Source organism: Acidobacteriota bacterium (assembly GCA_012517875.1).
Taxonomy (GTDB): Bacteria; Acidobacteriota; JAAYUB01; order JAAYUB01; family JAAYUB01; genus JAAYUB01.
In genome coordinates this window covers 12,160-31,013 of record JAAYUB010000062.1, presented here as the reverse complement: position 1 = coordinate 31,013, position 18,854 = coordinate 12,160, and the positions used below count along the sequence as shown (strand labels likewise).

10 protein-coding genes and 1 pseudogene are annotated in these 18,854 nt (G+C 67.1%); 1 reads left to right on the top strand and 10 read right to left on the bottom strand.

Features of this window, described 5'->3' with window-relative positions:
• Positions 1-47 precede the first annotated feature (47 nt).
• From GX414_06870 to GX414_06850, 5 genes are all read right to left on the bottom strand, one after another.
• The gene (locus GX414_06870; protein NLI46812.1) at positions 48-581 is read right to left on the bottom strand and encodes a putative metal-dependent hydrolase; all 534 of its coding nucleotides are present in this window, start codon (positions 579-581) and stop codon (positions 48-50) included.
• Positions 582-718: 137 nt separating this feature from the next.
• Positions 719-928, bottom strand: a complete 210-nt coding sequence (locus tag GX414_06865; protein ID NLI46811.1) for a TOBE domain-containing protein — start codon at positions 926-928, stop codon at positions 719-721.
• Positions 925-1,947, bottom strand: coding sequence for a carbon-nitrogen hydrolase family protein (locus tag GX414_06860; protein ID NLI46810.1), 1,023 nt, complete (start codon positions 1,945-1,947; stop codon positions 925-927). Before GX414_06860 ends, GX414_06865 begins: the two co-directional genes overlap by 4 nt.
• Positions 1,948-1,994: 47 nt before the next feature.
• Entirely contained in the window at positions 1,995-2,411 is a 417-nt protein-coding gene (locus GX414_06855; GenBank protein NLI46809.1) for a hypothetical protein, read from the bottom strand.
• Positions 2,412-2,600: 189 nt separating this feature from the next.
• The gene (locus GX414_06850) at positions 2,601-6,065 is read right to left on the bottom strand and encodes a hypothetical protein (GenBank protein NLI46808.1); all 3,465 of its coding nucleotides are present in this window, start codon (positions 6,063-6,065) and stop codon (positions 2,601-2,603) included.
• A gap of 271 nt (positions 6,066-6,336) precedes the next feature.
• On the opposite strand from GX414_06850, the gene GX414_06845 reads away from it, so the two are divergent.
• Entirely contained in the window at positions 6,337-6,954 is a 618-nt protein-coding gene (locus tag GX414_06845) for a formylglycine-generating enzyme family protein (protein ID NLI46807.1), read from the top strand.
• Between the two features lie 10 nt (positions 6,955-6,964).
• Here the strand turns inward: GX414_06845 and GX414_06840 are convergent, their stop codons facing one another.
• From GX414_06840 to GX414_06820, 5 genes and pseudogenes are all read right to left on the bottom strand, one after another.
• Positions 6,965-7,318: a hypothetical protein gene (locus tag GX414_06840; GenBank protein NLI46806.1), complete on the bottom strand. Its 354-nt coding sequence runs from the start codon at positions 7,316-7,318 to the stop codon at positions 6,965-6,967.
• Positions 7,318-7,608, bottom strand: a pseudogene (locus tag GX414_06835) (hypothetical protein). Before GX414_06835 ends, GX414_06840 begins: the two are co-directional and overlap by 1 nt.
• A 554-nt stretch (positions 7,609-8,162) precedes the next feature.
• Positions 8,163-14,876: a tandem-95 repeat protein gene (locus GX414_06830; protein NLI46805.1), complete on the bottom strand. Its 6,714-nt coding sequence runs from the start codon at positions 14,874-14,876 to the stop codon at positions 8,163-8,165.
• A 495-nt stretch (positions 14,877-15,371) separates the two neighbouring features.
• The gene (locus GX414_06825) at positions 15,372-17,735 is read right to left on the bottom strand and encodes a glycyl radical protein (GenBank protein NLI46804.1); all 2,364 of its coding nucleotides are present in this window, start codon (positions 17,733-17,735) and stop codon (positions 15,372-15,374) included.
• A 1-nt stretch (position 17,736) separates the two neighbouring features.
• Positions 17,737-18,660, bottom strand: a complete 924-nt coding sequence (locus GX414_06820) for a glycyl-radical enzyme activating protein (GenBank protein NLI46803.1) — start codon at positions 18,658-18,660, stop codon at positions 17,737-17,739.
• Between the last annotated feature and the right edge of the window lie 194 nt (positions 18,661-18,854).

The following is an 18,854-nucleotide window of genomic DNA, read 5'->3' as shown; positions in this document are numbered from 1 at the left end:
CAACATCCGCCGGATCCGTGATCTGAGTGAGTGACCACCCGGTTCCGTCACCAGTCTTCCCGCCGGCGCAGCTCGGTGATGTGGGCGGTGTGGTGCCGGCCGTGCCAGGCGTAGAGAGCCAGCAGGAAGTCCAGCGTCAGGTTGGCCTGGCGCTCGGGATGATAGACCGTCCGCTGGAAATCCGCCGGCGCCATGGTCCGCATCAGCATGGCCCAGCGGCGGTGCAGCGCGTCCAACAGGTTGAGCGACAGTTCGCCCGGCGCCGCGATGGCGTCGGGCGTCTCGGCCCAGCGGCTCTCGGCATACGGTTTGATGGTGGGATTGTCCTCGGTCAGGGCCAGCTTGAACCGGGCGAAGGCGTTGAGATGGGCATCGGCCAGATGGTGCACCACCTGGCGGATCGTCCAGCCGCCGGGACGGTACGGCGTGCCCCAACGCAGCGCATCGAGGCCGGCGACGGCCTCCCGGATCCGCAGCGGCTGGACAGCGATCTCTTCGATGAGCGCGGCACGCCGCTCCGTGGACAGGGAATCCTCCGGCGTGAACGGGCCGATGGGATATCTCAGGTCAGGGTCGGACATAACACCTCCGAGAATCTGTTGATAGTTGATGGTTGATAGTTGATTGTTGGAAGAAGGGTGATCTTCCATGATCCATGATCCATGATCCACGATCCACGATCAACAATCAACCGTAACAGGTGGCGCTAGCCGTTCAGTCAGTCGACGGCGACCATGACGTTGGATGCCTTGATCACCGCGCAGGCCGGTTTCCCTACCGTCAGACCCGGACGGTCACAGGCGGTCTTGGTGATGATCGCAACCACCTCGACTCCGTCGGCCAGGCGGAGGACCACTTCCATGTTCACCGCGCCGGCGTGGATCTCCTGAACCGTACCCTTGAGGACGTTTCGGGCGCTGAGATTTATGTTTGCCTCCTTGTCGTTTCCTGATCGGATGCCGCGTCCGCGCCGGGAGTGTCGGCGCCGCGGACACGTCGCCGCGCCACCGGCGGTTTCGGCCGGGTGTCGACACGAAGCTGGAACAGGTCGGAGCGGGCGTAGTGGCCGGCTACATCGAAGTCGAGCTTGCCCCGGACCACCTCGCCGAGATCCAGGTCGGCGAACAAGATTCCGGCCTGATCCCACAGCGGCCCGGCGAGCACATCCCCCATGGGCGAGACGATGGCGCTGCCGCCGCGGCACAGTGTCTCCGGCTGCCCGTCGAGCTCCTCCAGCCCCGGGAGCCCCGGCGGATACATGGCTCGCGTGACGTACTGGTTGGCCCCCAGGACGAAGCACCGCCCCTCGCAGGCGATGTGGCGGAGTGTGGCCACCCAGGTGTCGCGGGCGTCGGCGGTGGGCGCCAGGTACACCTGGACCCCCTGGGCGTAGAGCACCATCCGCGCGAGCGGCATGTAGTTCTCCCAGCAGACCAGGCCGCCGATGCGGCCGAGCGGCGTGTCGTGGACGACGAGCGTGCTGCCGTCTCCTTCCCCCCAGACCAGCCGCTCCGCGCCGGTGGGCTTGAGCTTGCGGTGCACGCCGAGCAGCCGGCCGTCCGCACCGAAGTGCAGCAGCGAGCAGTAGAGCGTGCCGCGGCTAAACGCCTCGTCGCGCTCCACCACGCCCACCGCCGCCTGGACGCCCGCCGCGCGGCACGCCGCGCCGAGCGCCTCCGCCGCCGGGCCGGGCACGGTTACGGCGTTGTCCCAGCAGGTTTGCCACAGGAGCCGTCCCGCGGCGCTGCGGCTCCCCACCCGCATCCCGAAGCTCAGCCCCCGCGGATAGCCGGGCACGAACGCCTCGGGGAGCAGCACCAGCCGGGCGCCGCCGGCGGCCGCCTCGCCGATGAGCCGGACCGCCTGCGCCGTCGAGGCGTCCCGGTCGAAGAGCGTTGGCGCGGCCTGGACCACGGCCGCCCGGTAACGGATGAACGCGTCGCGCACGTCGGCCTCGCTTCCCCCGGCGGGCGCACCGTCCCGCCGGGATTAGATTAGAAATCCTCCACCACCCGCCCGTCGGCGCGCAGGACCACCTCGCCGGAATCCACCGTGTAGACCGGGTAGTGCCACGCGTCGAAATCGAGAAGCAGCGCGCGGCGCCACCACGGCGCGGCGTAGTCCCGGACAGCCGGGGTGGCGGTGAACCGATAGTGCCCGCCCAGATCCTCGACGGCCAGGGTGTAGCGGGTGTGGGGACCGGCGAGGATTCGGACCTTGTCCGCCTCCGCCCGGACACCCGCCGGATCCTGATACTGGGCCACGGCCACCAGGTGCCGCAATACGGAGCGGACCTTCATCTCGAACTGGTGGTGCGGGTGCCCGCCGCGCGGCATCAGGAAGACGAACAGGTACCAGAGCAGGAGCGCAGCGCCGACCGCCGTCAGGGTGTTCCGTCGCCAGTGCTGCATCGGCCGCCTCCCGGACACCTTCGCCCGCCCGCCCACGACCGGCTGCCGGCGGTCGTAAGATTCAATCGGATGCCGAGCTCATTCTACCTCAAATGGCTCGACCGCACCAAACGGCGGGATTTCGCCGAAAAAAAAGCGCGCCGGATACATCCGGCGCGCCCGGGCGAGGTTGGCGTTGGTCTGCGTCGATCAGCGTGATTTCAGGCTCACGTCGTCCACCCGGAAGGTGGTGGCGTAGGACGAGCCGTTGGTCGCCTTGAACCGGACCTTGACGGTCTGGCCTTTGTAGGCGATCGCGTTGTAACTTTTGAGCGCGTATGTGCCGGCGCCTGCCGTCTTGTCCAGGTTGCTCAGCGTGGCTAGTGTCGCCACCACGGCGCCGCTGCCGTTCACGAGCTGCACCAGCAGCTTGTCATAGGCGGTGGACCCGGTCTCGCTGGTGACCACCGACAGCCAGAAGCTCAGCGTGGCCGCGGTGGCGCCGGCCGGGATGGTGACCGCCTTGGAGTCCAGCGTTTGCGACGACGAGTTGCTCACGCCCAGGTAGGCGTGATCGCTGCCGGCATGGGGGTAGGCGCCGTTGGCCACCAGCACGTTGAAGCTGCTGCCGGTGTAGGCAGAGCGCACCCACGAACCGTCCGGGGCCGAGTTGGTGCTGGCGGTGATGGACTCGAAGCCGACGTTGGCGAGCAGCTCCGTCTCGGCGGTCCCGCCGGCCACCGTCGCAGTCACCGCAAAACTGGCGGCCGCATAGCCATAGACGCCCAGCCACCAGGTGCCCGCCGACGGGTTGGCGTGGGTGCAGGTCTCGTTGCCCGACGAGGTGTAGGGCCGGCAGTCGTAGCTCGAGCTGGTGGGCTTGGTGCTGTACTTCGAGTAGATGTCGACGTCGCCGGAGGCGCCGGTGGTCTTGAATTCCAGCGCGGAGGCGCCCGCCGGCACCGTGATGAAATAGTATTTCCAAGCCCCTTGGGCCACACTCTGGCCCGACAGCGTGACGCCGCTGGCGAGCGCCGTGTCGCCGCCGCCGCAGGCGGCGGTGAAGTTCTTGCCGGTGGCATTCGGTCCCACGGTGACGCTCAGCGTCGCCGGTGTGAAGGTGCAGCCGCTTTTGGACGGCGTGACGGTGTACGTGCCCGCCGCCAGGCCGGCGAGGGTGTAGTTGCCGCTGGCGTCGGACACCGCCGTGGCGCCGCCGGCGGTGACGGTGGCGCCGGCGGTGCCGGTGCTGCCCGCGATGGAGTAGGTCGTCCCGCCGGCGGTGACAGTGCCAGTGACGGCAAAGGTTCCGGCGGCGTAGCCGTAGACGCCCAGCCACCAGGTGCCGGCGGATGGATTGGCATGGGTGCAGGTCTCGTTGCCCGACGAGGAGTAGGGCCGGCAGTCGTAGCTGGAGCTGGTGGGCTTGGCGTTGTACTTCGAGTAGATGTCCACATCGGCGCTGGCCCCCGTGGTCTTGAGGACAAGCTGGGTGGCCCCCGCCGGAACGGTGATGAAGTAGTATTTCCAGGCGCTCTTGGCCACGCTCTGGCCCGATAACGTGACGCCGCTGGTGAGCGCCGTGTCGCCGCCGCCGCAAGCGGCGGTGAAGTTCTTGCCGGTGGCGCTCGGCCCCACGGTGACGCTCAGCGTCGCCGGCGTGAAGGTGCAGCCGCTCTTGGACGGCGTGACGGTGTACGTACCCGCCGCCAGGCCGGCGAGGGTGTAATTGCCGCTCGCGTCGGCCGTGGCGGACACGCCGCCGGCGGTGACGGCGGCCCCGGCGGCGCCGGCGTTGCCCGCGATGGAATAGGTGGGGGGCGGCGTACCGCCGAAGGTGATCCACATGGGGGCCGAGTAGGCGTCATGTCCGTCCGCCTGGGTGACGTGGACGAAGTAGTACCACGTGCCTGTGCCCGGGGCGTCGGTCAGCGTCACGGCGGACTGGCTGCTGTAGCTCTTGTAGGCGCTGGTCAGCACGCCGCCGCCGATCTGGCCGCGCCAGATCTCGATGGCGTAGGTGCTCTCGCCGTCGGGATCGAGGGCGGCGACCCGCAGGTCCACCGACGTCCCGGCCGTGAAGATGTCGCCCATGATGTGGCTGTTGTCGGCGGTGCCGAAAATCAGCTGCAGGTTGGGATCCTCGGTGGCGAAAAAGTGGCGCGCCTTGTGGGCGTTCATCAGGTTGGCCCGGGTGAGCACCGGCGCCAGCGAGTTGGGGATGAGGTAGACCGTCCGAGTGGGCACGGCCACGCCGTGATTGTTGCAGTGGGAATCCTGCTCGGCCGTGGGGGCCACGTGGAAGCCCTTGTTCAGGGCGGTCATCCAGCGGGCGAAATAGTCGGAGCTGCCGACGTTGGCGTCGTCGCAGTAGACGGAGGTCGAGAACGCCAGGCCGCTCCGGACGGCGATGCCCTGCATCGCGGCGTCGGCGTCGGCGTTGTAGGCGAAACCGTCGAAGTGGCCGCTGTCGGGGTGGCACAGGATACCCAGCGCACCGGCGGCGGACGGGTACTGCACCGAGCGGGCGTAGAGGGTGAGGTAGGCGTACCGCTTCGGCACGTAGACGTCGAAGTAGCAGTTGCTGCCGGCGCTGCACTCGGGGGTGGACCCGGTGCAGGAGGAGCAGGAGTCCCAGCCGAACAGCTTGGGGCTTTCGATGACGATCACGTGCCCCTGGTCGGAGTTCGTCAGCACGCCGAACTCCTGGCCCCACAGGGCGACGAAGGTGCCGTCCACCGTGGCGGAAGCGGCGGCGGCCAGGCCGTAGGCGTAGCGCTGCTTCACCTTGGCCTCGGTCAGGGGCGGGTTGCTGGTGGTGACCGCCTCCTCGAAGAGGTGGTTGTGGTCGGTGATGATCCAGTAGTCCATCCCGGCCGCGTTGCGGGCGTAGTCGTAGACCTGGTCCGGGCCGAAGGCGCCGGAACCGTTCGCGTTGCCGGATGCGCAATTGCCGGGGTCCTGTCCGCCGTCGGAGTAATTGGAGTGGCTGTGGGTGGAGCCGTAGTAAAAGTTGTAGCCGAAACCGCTCGCCAGCGGCGTGTTCTGCTGGAGGGCACAGGCGCCTCCCACACGGCTTTCACGGTTGTAGGCGGCACCCTCCTCATCCAGCCCGTAATTGACCACCACGCGGCCGGTGGAGGCGAACGCCTCCTCGACGTCGGGCTCCGCTTCGATATCGTCATAGCCGGCGGTCATGCGGGCGATCGCCGGCCGCTGGGCCAGCTTGAGCCGGTTCGAGACGAATCGCGCCTGGAACGTATAACGGTACTCGCCGGCCGGGACCAGATTCCCCTCGGTGTCGCGGCCGTCCCAGTAGAACTCGGCGTACGCGGCGCCCTGGTCGTCGAGCCAGACCGCGCCCCGGGCGTAGCGGACCATCTGCTCGGAAGCGCCCGGTCCCGTGATCCGCAGCCGCCAGAACGTCCGGCCGAAGTCGCGGTCACGCGCCGCGTCGGGGTGGCTCAGGACGGTGAACAGCCGTACCTGGCCGAGCCCGCCGGGGTGGAGCGGCGAGAACTGGAAGGCGTTCGTGCCGATGTAGGCGGTGAACTGGTCGTTCCGGTCGACCGGCGCCTCGGCGGCGGCCACGGCCGCCAGGACCACCAGCATGAGGCCCGCAGCCAGGCCGTAACGGGCAGCGGGCAGAAGATGCAGACGGGCAGATGGAACCATGCGCTGACTCCTCGTCAAGGATGATGGTATTAAGGTACGCCGGCAGCCGTTTCGTCTGAAAAAAAGTGATGCCGATCACACTCCGGGCGCTGCGGACATTTCGGCCTTGCCCCACCGGGACTGACCGGCTATAGTTCGGCATGCCGGCACGTCGGACCCGCGGCCGGGGCGTCCGGACGAATGACCGGGTGAGCGCCGGGCGATCGACCCAGCGTCTGCGGAGGCTGCCATCCACATCGAACTCGTCACCATTCCCACCGGAACGTTTCTCATGGGCTCCGAGTCGGCGGAGGCGTCGGAGTACGAACAGCCCGTCCACGAAGTCCGGGTCGAGTGTTTCCGGCTGGGCGTCACGCCGGTGACCCAGGGTCAGTGGCAAACGGTGATGGGCGACAATCCCGCCCACTTCCGCCGGGGATCCGACCATCCGGTGGAGTGCATGGACCTGATCGACATCAACATTTTCCTCGACAAGCTCCGCGCGCGCACGCAGCGGGCCTACCGTCTCCCCACCGAACGCGAGTGGGAGTATGCCTGCCGGGCCGGCACCACCGGCGACCGCTACGGTGACCTGGACGCCATCGCCTGGCATGACGGCAACTCCGGTGGCACCACGCAGCCGGTGGGACGGAAGCAGCCCAACGCGTTCGGCCTATACGACATGCTGGGTAACGTCTATGAGTGGTGCGCCGACTGGTTCTGGCAGTATCCAGCCATCGAACCGTTCAACCCGTGGGGACGGTACGACAACGATCCGGAGTACGCGAAGGTCATCCGCGGCGGCTGCTTCCGCGCCGGCGCCTGGGCCGCGCGAGCCCCGTGGCGCTACTGGCAGGACCCGGCGGAGCGCTCCATGGACGTCGGCTTCCGCCTGGCACTGGACCGGTGAGGGGGAAAAATCAGGTGGTGGGACCCAGCAGCCCGGAAAGGGCGAGGGTTCTGTCCGACCAGATCTTCGCCTGTACCGAGAGGAGCACCCGCTGGCGGCGGTCCCGGCAGGCGGCCTCCCAAGCATTCTGCCACAGCGTGAGCTGACGCTGGACGAGCACCAGTTCGGCGGCCGCTTCAGGCTCGGCGTCGGCCGCCGTCCATTCGATCATGTGCCTCGCTTCCTCTATGAGGCAGCGTGTCGTCGCCGGCTCGCTCCCCTCTCGCGCACTGGACGAGATCCGGCCCAGGGTCGCGGCGAGCCCGCCCAGCCGGACGGGCAGCGGATCGCGCAGGAATAGCTGCCGATGCTTCTCCTTCTCCATCACCGGACTCCGCTCAGCAGCTCGCGCGCCAACCGTTCGACCTCCCGGCGAATGCTATCATCTTGAATGACAATGCTCCGGTTGCCCAGAGCCGGCCGGATGTTGATGAGCGATTCGAACGTGATTCGCTGTTCGCCCGGGTACCAGTTGGCGCCCTACAGATCGTCCTGCTCGCTGCCATTCTCGAGGAGCAACATCTCGCCGTCCGCGTGCATTTCGCCGCCGCCTGCCAGGATTCTCCGCCGGATATCGACCACGATTTTGACCATGCCCTCATGCTCCTGGAGCATCTCCTCGATCTGTTTGGGGGTGGCAGGGCGACTGAGCAGATGAATCACGGTCACAGCCTCCTCTGATATTTCCGGCTGGATGACCATACTGTAGAAAAAAGTCGGGACAAGCGCAAGCGGATCGTCGGGATTGTACACCATCGGTGTTTGATCTAGGAGAGAACTGAACAGCCCGGACAATTTCCCAAACAGGTGAATGGGTATGAGTATCGGATTCTGTGATCCTGGGCCCAGAACCCAGGTCCGACTATTGTTGATAGTTGATAGTTGATAGTTGATGGTTGATCCTTGGTGGCAAGTGCCGAGCCCCGGACCCCGAACCGCGAAACCCGGTGGCTGGGAACGAGCCTCCAGCCTCGAGTCTCGAGTCTCGAGCCTCGATTACGAGCACGATGACGATTACGAATTACGATTACGAGCACGAACACCGTGACAGGTACGAATCCGGTCCATTCACTTTTTCACCCATTTACCCATTCACCGGCAGAAAAAACGCCGGCTCCCCCGAGGGGGAGCCGGCGGGTGCGTTGATCAGATGGTGTTGCTGAACCGAATCAATTCACCGGCAGGCCGGACATGGCGGCCATGCGGGTCAGGTCGGACGAGACGGTGACCAGCGTGGCGTTGATCCGGCCGGTGGCCGTCATTCTGAGCGAAACCACCGCCGCGCCGTGGCCGGGGAACATGGTTTCGAGCGTCGTCTCGAGCTGACCGTGCGCGGCCAGCGGTGTGGTCCAGTACCCCACCAGGGCGCCGCTGGCGGCGAAGGCCTCGACGGTGAGCTCCTGGTCCGTACCGGCCAGATCGGTGATCCGCAGCGACGTGGTCCAATCCGCGCCGCCACGCACCATGGGGAAGGCCGCCTGCAGGCTGCCGCGGTCGGTGCCCGCGACGCAGTCCACGCGGAAGGTGTCGGCCTTGTCCAGCAGATTGTGGAACAGCTCGAAGCCGAGGATGGGCGAGTCGGCGCCCGCCTTCAGGTACGCGGTGCCCGGGGGCACGCCGCCGCCCACCATGGCCGGCAGCTCCCGGGTGATCTGCTCGAGGCTCTGCACGTCCCACGCCTCCTGCCACAGCGCCGCGCCGGCGGCGTCGTGGAGGGTGATCTGCACCGTCGCCGGAGCGTCGCCGAGGTTGGAGACAGTCATGCCGGTCATGTAGGCGGCAGGGTCGGGCACTTCGTTGTAGAAGATGCGGTAGGCGTAATCGGTCTGGCCCTCGGCCAGCGTGCAGACGACGAGCCACTTGGTGTCAAGCGACTCCACGCCCTCGGCGTTCACCGCCCGTACCTGGTAGAGGTAGCATGTTTCGGGCTGCAGGCCGGTGACGGTGAAGCGGGTCTCCTCGGTGCTGCCGAGCAGGGTGGTGTAGATGTCGTTCTTGTCGTAAACGTTGTAATACAGCACGCCTTCGCCGGGGGGATTCGGGTCCCAATCCAGCTGGATGGAGTCGCCGGACAGGCCCCAGCCCCAGAATCCCGGCGGGACGGACATCGCGCCGAGCCCCTCGGCCGGACCGTCAGCGGCGGCCGGTCTGACCTTGCCGGACACATCGACAGCCTCCTCGGCAAACGCCGGCAGCCCGGCGACACCCTGACCCAGCGAGGTGCCGAACAGCTCGAAGCCGATCAGCGGCGACGTGGCGGTCACCCGGATGAACCGGATCGCGTTCGGATCGTCGACGGTGAAAATCTGGTCCACCATCCGGACGTACTTGCCGCGGGACGGAATGGCGACGTCGGCCTGGTCGAGGATCTCGCCGCTCTCGGACACGGCCTCGAGGACGACATCCGCGCCGGCCGGGCCCACGTTGATCAATGTGACGCCGGTAAACCAGATGTCGGAGATGTACACGTACGGGAACACCAGCTCGTACGCGGCCCAGTCGAACATGGGCATGGCGGAGTACGTCTGGAAGTCGGCGGTGCCGAAGGCCAGCATGCCCAGCGCCGGGGCCTGGGTCCCGATCCGGACCCAGGCGTCGCCGGCCATGGCCGCTTCGCCGAAGATGTCGCCGGCATTCACGGTGAGGGTCGCCTGCGGCGACAGGTCGCCCAGAGCCACCGCTTCCAGCAGATGGCCGTCGGCGCCGAACGCGTGCGCGAAGACGGGCGTCGGCGTGTCGCCGGCATTGGTGACCCACAGGGTGGTGAACCACTCGTCGTTGGCCACCACATGGGCGGCGAAGGTCTGGAAGAGCAGCGGAAGGATCGTGACCGTCACCGTGGCCGGCGCGGACGTGAACTCGCCGTCCGAGACGGTGAAGGTGAAGGTATCCACACCGGTGACGAACGGATTGGGCACGTACGTGAACGCGCCGGTGTTGGGATCGAAGCCGCTGAGCACGCCCAGCCCAGGCTCGGACACGATGTGATAGACGAGGGCGTCGCCGTCCGGGTCGGCGCCAGGCAGCACGCCACCCACAGGCATGTCCACGACGGTGGTCAGCGAGAGGTTGGCGGCGACGGGCGGGTCGTTCACGGGCTTCACAGTGATGGTCACGGTCGCCGGCGCCGAAACGAGTTCGCCGTCGGAGGCCTGGTAGGTGAAGCTGTCCGTGCCGTTGTAGCCGGGATTGGGCGTGTAGACGAACGCGCCATCGGGTTGGAGCGCCAGCGTGCCGTTGGCCGGCAGAGTCACCGTCGCGGCGATCAGGGCATCGCCGTCCGGGTCGCTGTCGTTGGCCAGCAGGCCGCTGACTGCGGAGACGCTCAGCGGGTTGTCCTCGAAGGCGGTGTATCCGTCGTCCACAGCCACCGGCGGCCGGTTGAAGACGGCCTCGATGGTGTGGTCGGCGGTGACGTCGTAGAAGGTGTAGGTGGCGCTGGAGCCTTGCGAGACGTCATCCACCAGCACATCCCGGATGGTGTTGCCGGCGTCGGCGGTGACGGTGAAGGTCTGGTCGGCGTGGATCCAGACGACCACGTCGCCGATCGGGTCGATGGTGCCGCCGGGACCGGCGGTGGCGGTGATGGTGAAAACCTCTATGAGGCCGGCGTCAAGGGTCTTGTTCTCCTCGCCGGCGGCCAGAGTGAAGATGGCGGTGGAACCGGTGGTTGGGTCGGCGTCGCTGTCAACGGTGTCGTCGGCGCCCTGGTCGGCCAGGGTGAGCACATAGCCGTCCGGCGCGTCGAAGATCAGGTAGTAGTCGCCGGGGAGCAGGCCGTCGAAGCGGTAGAGGCCGCCGGCGTCGGTTTGGACGGAGCCCACATAATCATCGGCAGCAGTGTAGAGGCTGACCCAGACGCCCGCGACGCCCCACTCGCCGGCGTCCTGCAGGCCGTTCTGGTCCAGGTCTTCCCAGACCAGGTCGCTGACGGAGGCGCCGCTCAGGTACAGCACCAGGCCGTCGTGGTCGGAGCAGAACAGCGGCGTGTTGGGATCATTCAGGTAATCCCGCGGGACATCCGTGTTGCCGCGGCCGGCCTGCATCTCCACCACGAGCGGGGCGGCCGCAGCGGAAGTCAGAATGTGGTCCAGCGCCTGGGCGTCGCCGTCGAAGTGGTACGTGTAGCGCTCCTCCGCCGGCAGGTTGAAGATCTGATTCGTCAGGTCGGGATCCACCTCGTCGGTGGCCGGATACATGGCGCCCAGCGGATCCGGGCTGCCGGTGATCTGCCCCAGGGGATCCACGTAACCGCTGGTGAACTCGAAGGCGTTGAAATCGCCCAACACCACCAGCGGGATGTCGGGATAGGTGTCCTGGTAGCTCTGGACGAACAGGGAGATGCGGTACGCCTGGGTCCAGCGCTTCACGCGCACGCGGTCGCTGGCGTCATCGATGGACCGGTTGTGCACCACCAGCACGCTCACGGGTATGTCCATCAGGCCGGCCGAGTAGTAAGCCTCGAGCAGCAGCGGCGGCCGGTCGTGCAGGATGTAGGTCGTGCCGCCGTAATCGAACGTGTCGTCGGGCTGCACCTGGTACCAGTTGACGATGGTCATGGTGTCGCGCACCAGGAAGCCCACGTCGATGCTGCCGACGTCCCAGCCCTCCTCCAGCACGGCGGTGTAGTTCAGGGTCGGGTCGTCGGCGGCGATCTTGGCGGCCAGGTCTTCGAGGACGGTGATGTTCTCCACCTCCTGGACGCCCAGGATGTCGGGTGCGCCCAGCACGGTGCGCACCTGGAGCGACGCCTTGTTCAGGCGGTCGGCGTATTCCTGCGCGGTGAACACGTCGTCGTCCTTATCCGGATCATCCACCGGGTCATAGATCCGGTAGAAGTTCTGGGTGGCGACGGTGAACTCGCCCGGGTTGCGATCCCGCACCGCCCGGGGCAGCGTCGGGTTGATCAGGGTGAGGGTGACGGGCAGGATCTGGTAGTCGCCGAACGAGTAGCCCAGCGGTCCCACGGCGTCGAAGGTGGCGCCGCCGAAGACCTCCAGCTCGGGCAGGAGCAGTCCGTTGGGATCCAGGTCGAATACTTCCGGATTGCCGTCATACACCGGCAGCCCGACGAGGCCGGGATACTCGATGCCGGGTTCCCGGAACTTCAGGTTCGGGCCGGACGTCATGGTCACGTCGCCGTATTGGTCGGACGGGCTGGTGGCGCGGGCGCCGGTCACCTCGACCAGCATGCTCTCGTAGCGCTCCAGCTCGATGGCCGGCCACGGCTGGGTGCCCACGGGGGTGGCGCCGTCCAGAACCACCGTTGCCGGCAGGCTGTTGCCGCTGGAATTGACCGTGACCAGGGGGGCGAGCGACGGAGTGCCGATCTCGGTGAAATCGTAGTATTCCGTCACGACGCCCTGAACGTCGACGTTGTCGCCCACCGCCACGCCCGTCGGCGCCGTGAGGGTGAAGACAAAGATGCCCTCGGAGGTGTCGGCGTCGCCGTCGTCGGAGCCGTCAGGCGTTTGCATGAAGAAGCCGTTGCTGTCCAGCGCGGTGACGATGTTGCCGCGGGTCATGACCAGGTCGTACAGATACGGCGACGTCAATCCGTTGCCCTGGATCTGGGCGATGGTGTACTCGGGGATGACAATCACGCAGCCGGCGAAGGTGCCGCCGGCGATGGGCGTACCGGGCGAGAAGCGGGTCCCGCCGGAGCCGGTGGCCACGGTGTGCTTCACCCACGTAGTGCCCGTGATGTCGGGATCCCGGGTCAGGCTCTGGTTGTCGCCGCCTTCGGCGCCGTACGTGGCGACGGCCTGTTCCACCGCCGTGGTGTCGGTCAGGGTGACCGTGTCGCCGTCGTTGTTCAAACCGAGCGCGCCGGTGGACGCGATCTGCACCTCGGCGCCGCCGAACAGGCCCATGGGCGTCCCCCCGCCAAACACCACAACGGCGCAGCCGGCCGCCACGGTGGTCCCGGCGGGGAAGACGTGTCGGACACCGGTGGCGTCAGAGAGGGTCCAGCCGGAGAGGTCTTTGTCGGACAGGGACGTATTGACGATCTCCACGAACTCGTCCTGGGTGGTGTTCACCGTACCGTCCCCGTTGGCGTCGCCGGCGGCGGCGTCCGGGTCGGCGTGGATCTCGTTGATCACCATGTACTGCACCCGACGGTTGGTGGCGCCGGGGGTGTTGTAGGCTTCGCCCTCGACCGGCGTGCCGGTGTAACCGGTGATGCCGGCCAGGTCAAAGTCATTGCGCACCCAGTCGGCGGTGGTATCCGTGTCAGTGCCGTCGGGAATGCGCGAGGCGCCGCCGGGGGCGTAGGGCAGACCATCATACGACACACCCAAAGCCGGCACGCCGTAGGTCACGTCCGTGGCGCCGCCGTCGTGGACGGCGACTGCGTCGACGACCTGAGTCCAGGGCGTGGTGTCGAAGGCACCGTCATCGTTCGTGTCCAGGTCGTTTCCGGCGCTGCCGGTGAAATTTTCCACCAGCAGCAGCGTGAGCGTGCCGTTCTCCAGCGAATTGGCAATAAGGTTGGCGAGATAAAAGCCGTTGGCGTCGGTGATGCCCACGGCGATCACTTCGTCCACCACGCCCACGTTTCCGGAGTCACCTTCGATCTCCAGGACGGTCAGCGCGGAGTAGTCGGTGTTGGGTGCGCCGAAGATCTCGACGAACTCCACATCCGTGCCGACAGTGCTGGCCGAAAATTCGTTGATCACCGGGGGGCGCGGCACGGCGGCGTTGGCGGCGCCGGGCGTGTTGAACGCCTCGCCGAACACCGGCGTGCCGGTATAGCCGGAGATGCCGGCCAAGTCGAAGTCGTTGCGCACCCAGTCGGCGGCGGTGTCGGTGTCGGCGCCGTCGGGAATGCGCGACGCGCCGCCCGGGGCGAAGGGCAGCCCGTCATATGACACGCCCAGAACCGGCGCGCCGTACATCAGGTCCGAAGCGCCGCCGTCATGGACGGCCACCGCGTCCACGATCTGGGTCCAGGGCGTGCTGTCGAATACGCCGTCGTCGTTCGTGTCCAGATCGTTTCCGGCGCTGCCGGTAAAATTTTCCACCAGCAGCAGCGTGAGCGTGCCGTTCTCCAGCGAATTGGCAATAAGGTTGGCGAGATAGAAACCGTTGGCGTCGGTGGTGCCCACGGCAATCACTTCGTCCACCATACCGGTTGCGGTGCTGAAATAATCGCCTTCGATCTCGAGGATGGTCAGGTTTGAGTAGTCGGTATTGGGGATGGCGAAGATCTCGACGAACTCCACATCCACGCCGGCAGTGCTGGCTGAAAACTCATTGATTTTCGGCGCGCGGCAGTCGGCGGTGTGGCTGCCCAGGCCGTCGAAAGTGTCGGTGGCATAGCCGTCCCACTCCGCACCGGGGTCGAAGGCGTTGGAGCCGTCCGTGTCGCCGGCGCACACCGAGGCCATGCGGCGCAAGGTGTTGTCGGCGGTGGAGGTGAGTCCGGAACCCCATTCGGAGCCCGGGTCGTATCCGACCTGGCCGATCACGTCGACGATGGTGCCGCCGGTGCCGCCTTTGCGCAGGACCACGGCGTCGTCGCCGTTGTACCAGCCGGAGCCGTTCGTCTGGTCGGCTTGGGCCAAAATGGTCGCATTGGCCGAAGAGTGGGCCACGACCCACACGTCGCCGGCGGCCACGGTGCCGCTCAGGGTGATGGTCAGGCCGGCGGTGGCACTCCCGTTGAAGTACATCTGGACGACGTACTGGCCGGCCGCCAGGTCCACCGCGGCGCCGGTGCCGTTGTAGATCTCCAGCGCCTTGTTGTTGCTGCTCCCCTCGATATACTCGGAGAAGAACAGGTCGGCGGTCTGGGCGCTGGCCGGAGTGGTCAGCAGCAGCGCGGCCGCGCACAGCGCGACGGCCAGCGCCGCGAGATGCGTCGGCGTGGCGCTGCTCATAAACGGATGAGTCCCACAAAAAAACCGGGTGGAACGGGCGATCGCTGACATGATGCCTCCTGAATCAGAACCAATTGTGATCATTAATGAAGATGTATCGTACCATTAAATCTTAAGGAATACATGAATAAAATAAAACGGTATCCAGCGACCGCCGTCAACCGCTCCGATAGAGAGTACGCCGCCGGCCGTTTTGTATGGAGGCGGGTGCGGACATCCGGGTCAGGGCGCGCCAGGCAGCGCAAAGATTCCCTCACCGCTTCACGCCCACCGCCAGCGGCGTCTTCGTGGGCGGGATGCCTGAACCGTTGAAAAAAAGCTGCCGGCGCGAGCCGGCAGCCACGAGACGAGGGCGTTCCCATCCTCGTCGGAGTTGTCGATTTGGTCTCCGGCCGTCACCGGTGAAGCATCCGGGCAACTCCCCTCGCCGGTTCGCTGGCTCGCCGGATCGGTTTTCGCTCAGGCGGGACGCCTGAGCCACGCGGGACGCCTGAACTACACGTCCCCGTGGGCGGTGCGGGTGATGATTTCCTCCTGCAGCGCCGGGTTGAGGTCCACGAAGTAGTCGCTGTAGCCGGCCACCCGGACGATGAGATCGCGATAGCGCTCCGGGTGGGCCTGGGCGTCGCGCAGCGTGGCGGCGTCCACCACATTGAACTGGATGTGGTGGCCGTCCATGCGGAAGTAGCCCCGCACGAGCTGGGCCACCTTGCGGCGGCCGGTCTCCTCGGCCATGAGCGACGGCAGGAACTTCTGGTTCAGCAGCGTGCCGCCCGTGCGCTGGTGGTCCATCTTGGCCGCCGAACGCACCACGGCGGTGGGCCCGCGGCGGTCGGCGCCCTGCACCGGCGAGATCCCCTCCGACAGCGGCTGCCGCGCCTTCCGCCCGTCGGGGGTGGCGCCGGTGACCCGGCCGAAGTAGACGTGGCAGGTGGTGGGGAGCATGTCGACGCGGTACGTGCCGCCGCGGGTGTTGGGCCGGCCGTCCACCGCCCGGACGTACAGGTCGAACACCCGCCGCATGACGGTGTCGGCCGCGTCGTCGTCGTTGCCGTAGCGGGGCGTCTTCTCGGCCAGCAGCAGGCGCAGGTCCTCGCAACCGGCGAAGTCGGTCCGGAGCAGCTCCATCAGCCCGTTCATGTCCAGCGTCTGCCGGTCGTAGACGTGAGTCTTGATGGCGGACAGAGAATCGGTGATGGTGCCGATTCCGACGCCCTGGATGTACGAGGTGTCGTAGCGGGCGCCGCCGTCGTGGTAGTCGCGCCCCCGGGCCACGCAGTCGTCGATGAGGATCGACAGGAACGGCACGGGCAGGTGCTCGGCGAACAGCCGCTCAATGACGTTGCTGCCCCGGATCTTCACGTCCACGAAGTGGCGCACCTGCCGCTCGAAAGCGGTCATGAGCGCGTCGAAGTCGGCCAGCGTCACCGCCGCCCCAGTGGCCGGCCCCAGGCGGATGCCGGTGTTCGGGTCCACCCCGTCGTGCAGGGTGAGCTCCAGGATCTTGGGCAGGTTGAAGTAGCCGGTGAGGATGTACGCCTCCTTGCCGAAGGCGCCCGCCTCGACGCAGCCGCTGGCGCCGCCGCCGCGCGCGTCCACCAGGCTTTTCCCCTGGCGCGTCAGCTCCTGGACGATGGTGTCGGCGTTGAAGATGGACGGCTGGCCGAAGCCCGTCTGGAGGATCTTCAGCGCGCGCAGGAGGAACGCGTCGGGGCTCTTCCTGGAAAGCTGGATGTTGGAGCTGGGCTGCAGCAGCCGCATCTCCTCGATCACGTCGAGCAGGATGAACGTCAGGTCGTTCACGCCGTCGCCGCCGTCGGGGGTGAGCCCGCCCAGGTTGATGTTGGCGAAATCGGTGTAGGTGCCGCTCTCCTCGGCGGTGACGCCCACCTTGGGCGGCGCCGGCTGGTTGTTGAACTTGACCCAGAACGCCTGGAGCAGCTCGCGGGCCTGCGTCTCAGTGAGCGAACCGTCGGCCAGTCCCTGCCGGTAAAACGGCCAAAGGTGCTGGTCCAGCCGGCCGGGGTTGAAGGCGTCCCACGGGTTGAGCTCGGTGATCACGCCCAGGTGGACGAACCAGTACGCCTGCAGCGCCTCGTGGAAGTCGCGCGGGGCATGGGCGGGCACGCGGTCGCACACGGCGGCGATCCGCTCCAGCTCCGCCCGGCGCGCCGGGTCGCCCGCGGCGGCCGCCAGCTCCCGTGCTTTGGCGGCATGCCGCTCGGCGAAGATCACGATCGCGTCCGCCGCGATGCGCATGGCCCGCAGTTCCTCCTGCTTGGCCCATGCGCCGGGGTCGCCGTGGAAGTCGAGCGCGGCAAGCCGCGCGTCGATTTCCGCCTGGATGTCGCGCATCCCCTTCCGGTAGATCTTGTCGTCGAGCACGGTGTGCCCCGGCGCCCGCTGCTCCATGAACTCGGTGAACACGCCGGCGTCGAAAGCGGCGCGCCACTCGGGGGTCATCTGTTCAAAGAGGCGGTCCCGCTGCGTGGCGCCCTGCCAGAACGGCAGGATCTCGTCGCGGTAGATCCGGAGCGTCTCCGCGTCCACCCGGTAGGGGATCTTGGGCCGGCTGTCGAGGATCTGCAGATCCTCGAGGCTGTGGGCGGTGATCTCGGGATAGGTGGGCGTGGCCTTGGGCGCCGGGCCGCGCTCGCCCACGATGAGTTCGCCGTCGCCGATCCAGATCGTCTTGTGCGCCAGCACGTGACGGAACGCCAGCGCGCGGCGGACGGGGGCGGACACGCGGCGCGCCTCGGCGCTGCGGTAGAATTCGGTGATCAGCCGCGCCCGCTCCGGCGAGATCCGGGGGACGGCGTTCAGGCTTTCCTCGCGCAGCGCGCGGATCCGTTCGTTCATCTCAGCCTCCGATCTGAACCGTCAGGCCGTGGCGCTCCAGCGTCGCCCGCGCCGCCGCCACCCGCTCCGGCGCGGGGGCCACGGCGCCGGCGAACGTGTCGCGCCGGCCCAGCTTGATGTATTTCTGGCCGCCGCCCCGGTGGAAGGGGAGCAGGGCCACTCCGGTGATGCCGCCCAACTCCTCCAGGTACCGGCCCATGGCCTCGAGCGAGGCGGGGTCATCGTTGACCCCCGGCAGGAGCGGCACCCGGACCATGACGCGGGCGCCCCGGTGCACCAGGCGCTCGAGGTTGTTCAGGATCTGGCGGTTCGACCCGCCGGTGAACCGCCGGTGGGCGGCCGCATCGATGACTTTCAAGTCGAACAGGAATTCGCCGGCCAGCTCCGCCACGCGGTCCAGCACCTCGACTGGAGCGCAGCCGGCGGTGTCCACCACGGTGTCGATGCCCCGCTCGCGGCAAAGAGCCAGCAGCGCACAGAGGAAATCGGGCTGAGCCAGCGGTTCGCCCCCCGTAAATGTGGCGCCGCCGCCCGACTCGACGTAGAAGATCCGGTCCGGCTCGATCTCCGCCATGACCTGCGCTGCGGTCACCGCCCGGCCGATCCGCTGGATGGCACCGGTGGGACACGCCGCGGCGCACGCGCCGCAACGGACGCAGCGCGCGGCGTCGATGGCCGGACCGCCATCTGCGACCGATGCCGCCCCGTGCGGACAGGCGTCCACGCAGAAACGGCAGCCGGCGATGCACTTGTGGGGTTGCAGGACCATCTCCGGTTCAGGAGACAACCCTTCGGGATTGTGGCACCAGGCGCACCGGAGCGGACAGCCCTTCAGGAACACGCTGGTGCGGATCCCCGGTCCATCATGAATGGCAAACCGCTTGATATCGAAGATGATTCCGGATATCTCGCCGTCCATCGCCATCGCCGCCTCCAACCCCAAGCAGATGAGATCATCTGATGACCAGTGATCTCTGATATCTGATATATCTGATTTTAGATCCAAAGTCAATATTTGACATTGGAAATGACTTGGCGTACGATCTCATTCGACACTCATTGTTCAAACTGATTGATGGTGTTGGACTCAATCTCCATACCGCAATGACGACCGCAGGA

Excerpts from the sequence above, each read along its gene's own strand:
- GX414_06850 (NLI46808.1), bottom strand. The coding sequence starts at position 6,065 with ATGGTTCCATCTGCCCGTCTGCATCTTCTGCCCGCTGCCCGTTACGGC.
- GX414_06845 (NLI46807.1), top strand. The coding sequence starts at position 6,337 with ATGGGCTCCGAGTCGGCGGAGGCGTCGGAGTACGAACAGCCCGTCCAC.
- GX414_06830 (NLI46805.1), bottom strand. The coding sequence starts at position 14,876 with ATGAGCAGCGCCACGCCGACGCATCTCGCGGCGCTGGCCGTCGCGCTG.
- GX414_06870 (NLI46812.1), bottom strand. The coding sequence starts at position 581 with ATGTCCGACCCTGACCTGAGATATCCCATCGGCCCGTTCACGCCGGAG.
- GX414_06825 (NLI46804.1), bottom strand. The coding sequence starts at position 17,735 with ATGAACGAACGGATCCGCGCGCTGCGCGAGGAAAGCCTGAACGCCGTC.
- GX414_06820 (NLI46803.1), bottom strand. The coding sequence starts at position 18,660 with ATGGCGATGGACGGCGAGATATCCGGAATCATCTTCGATATCAAGCGG.
- GX414_06840 (NLI46806.1), bottom strand. The coding sequence starts at position 7,318 with ATGGAGAAGGAGAAGCATCGGCAGCTATTCCTGCGCGATCCGCTGCCC.
- GX414_06855 (NLI46809.1), bottom strand. The coding sequence starts at position 2,411 with ATGCAGCACTGGCGACGGAACACCCTGACGGCGGTCGGCGCTGCGCTC.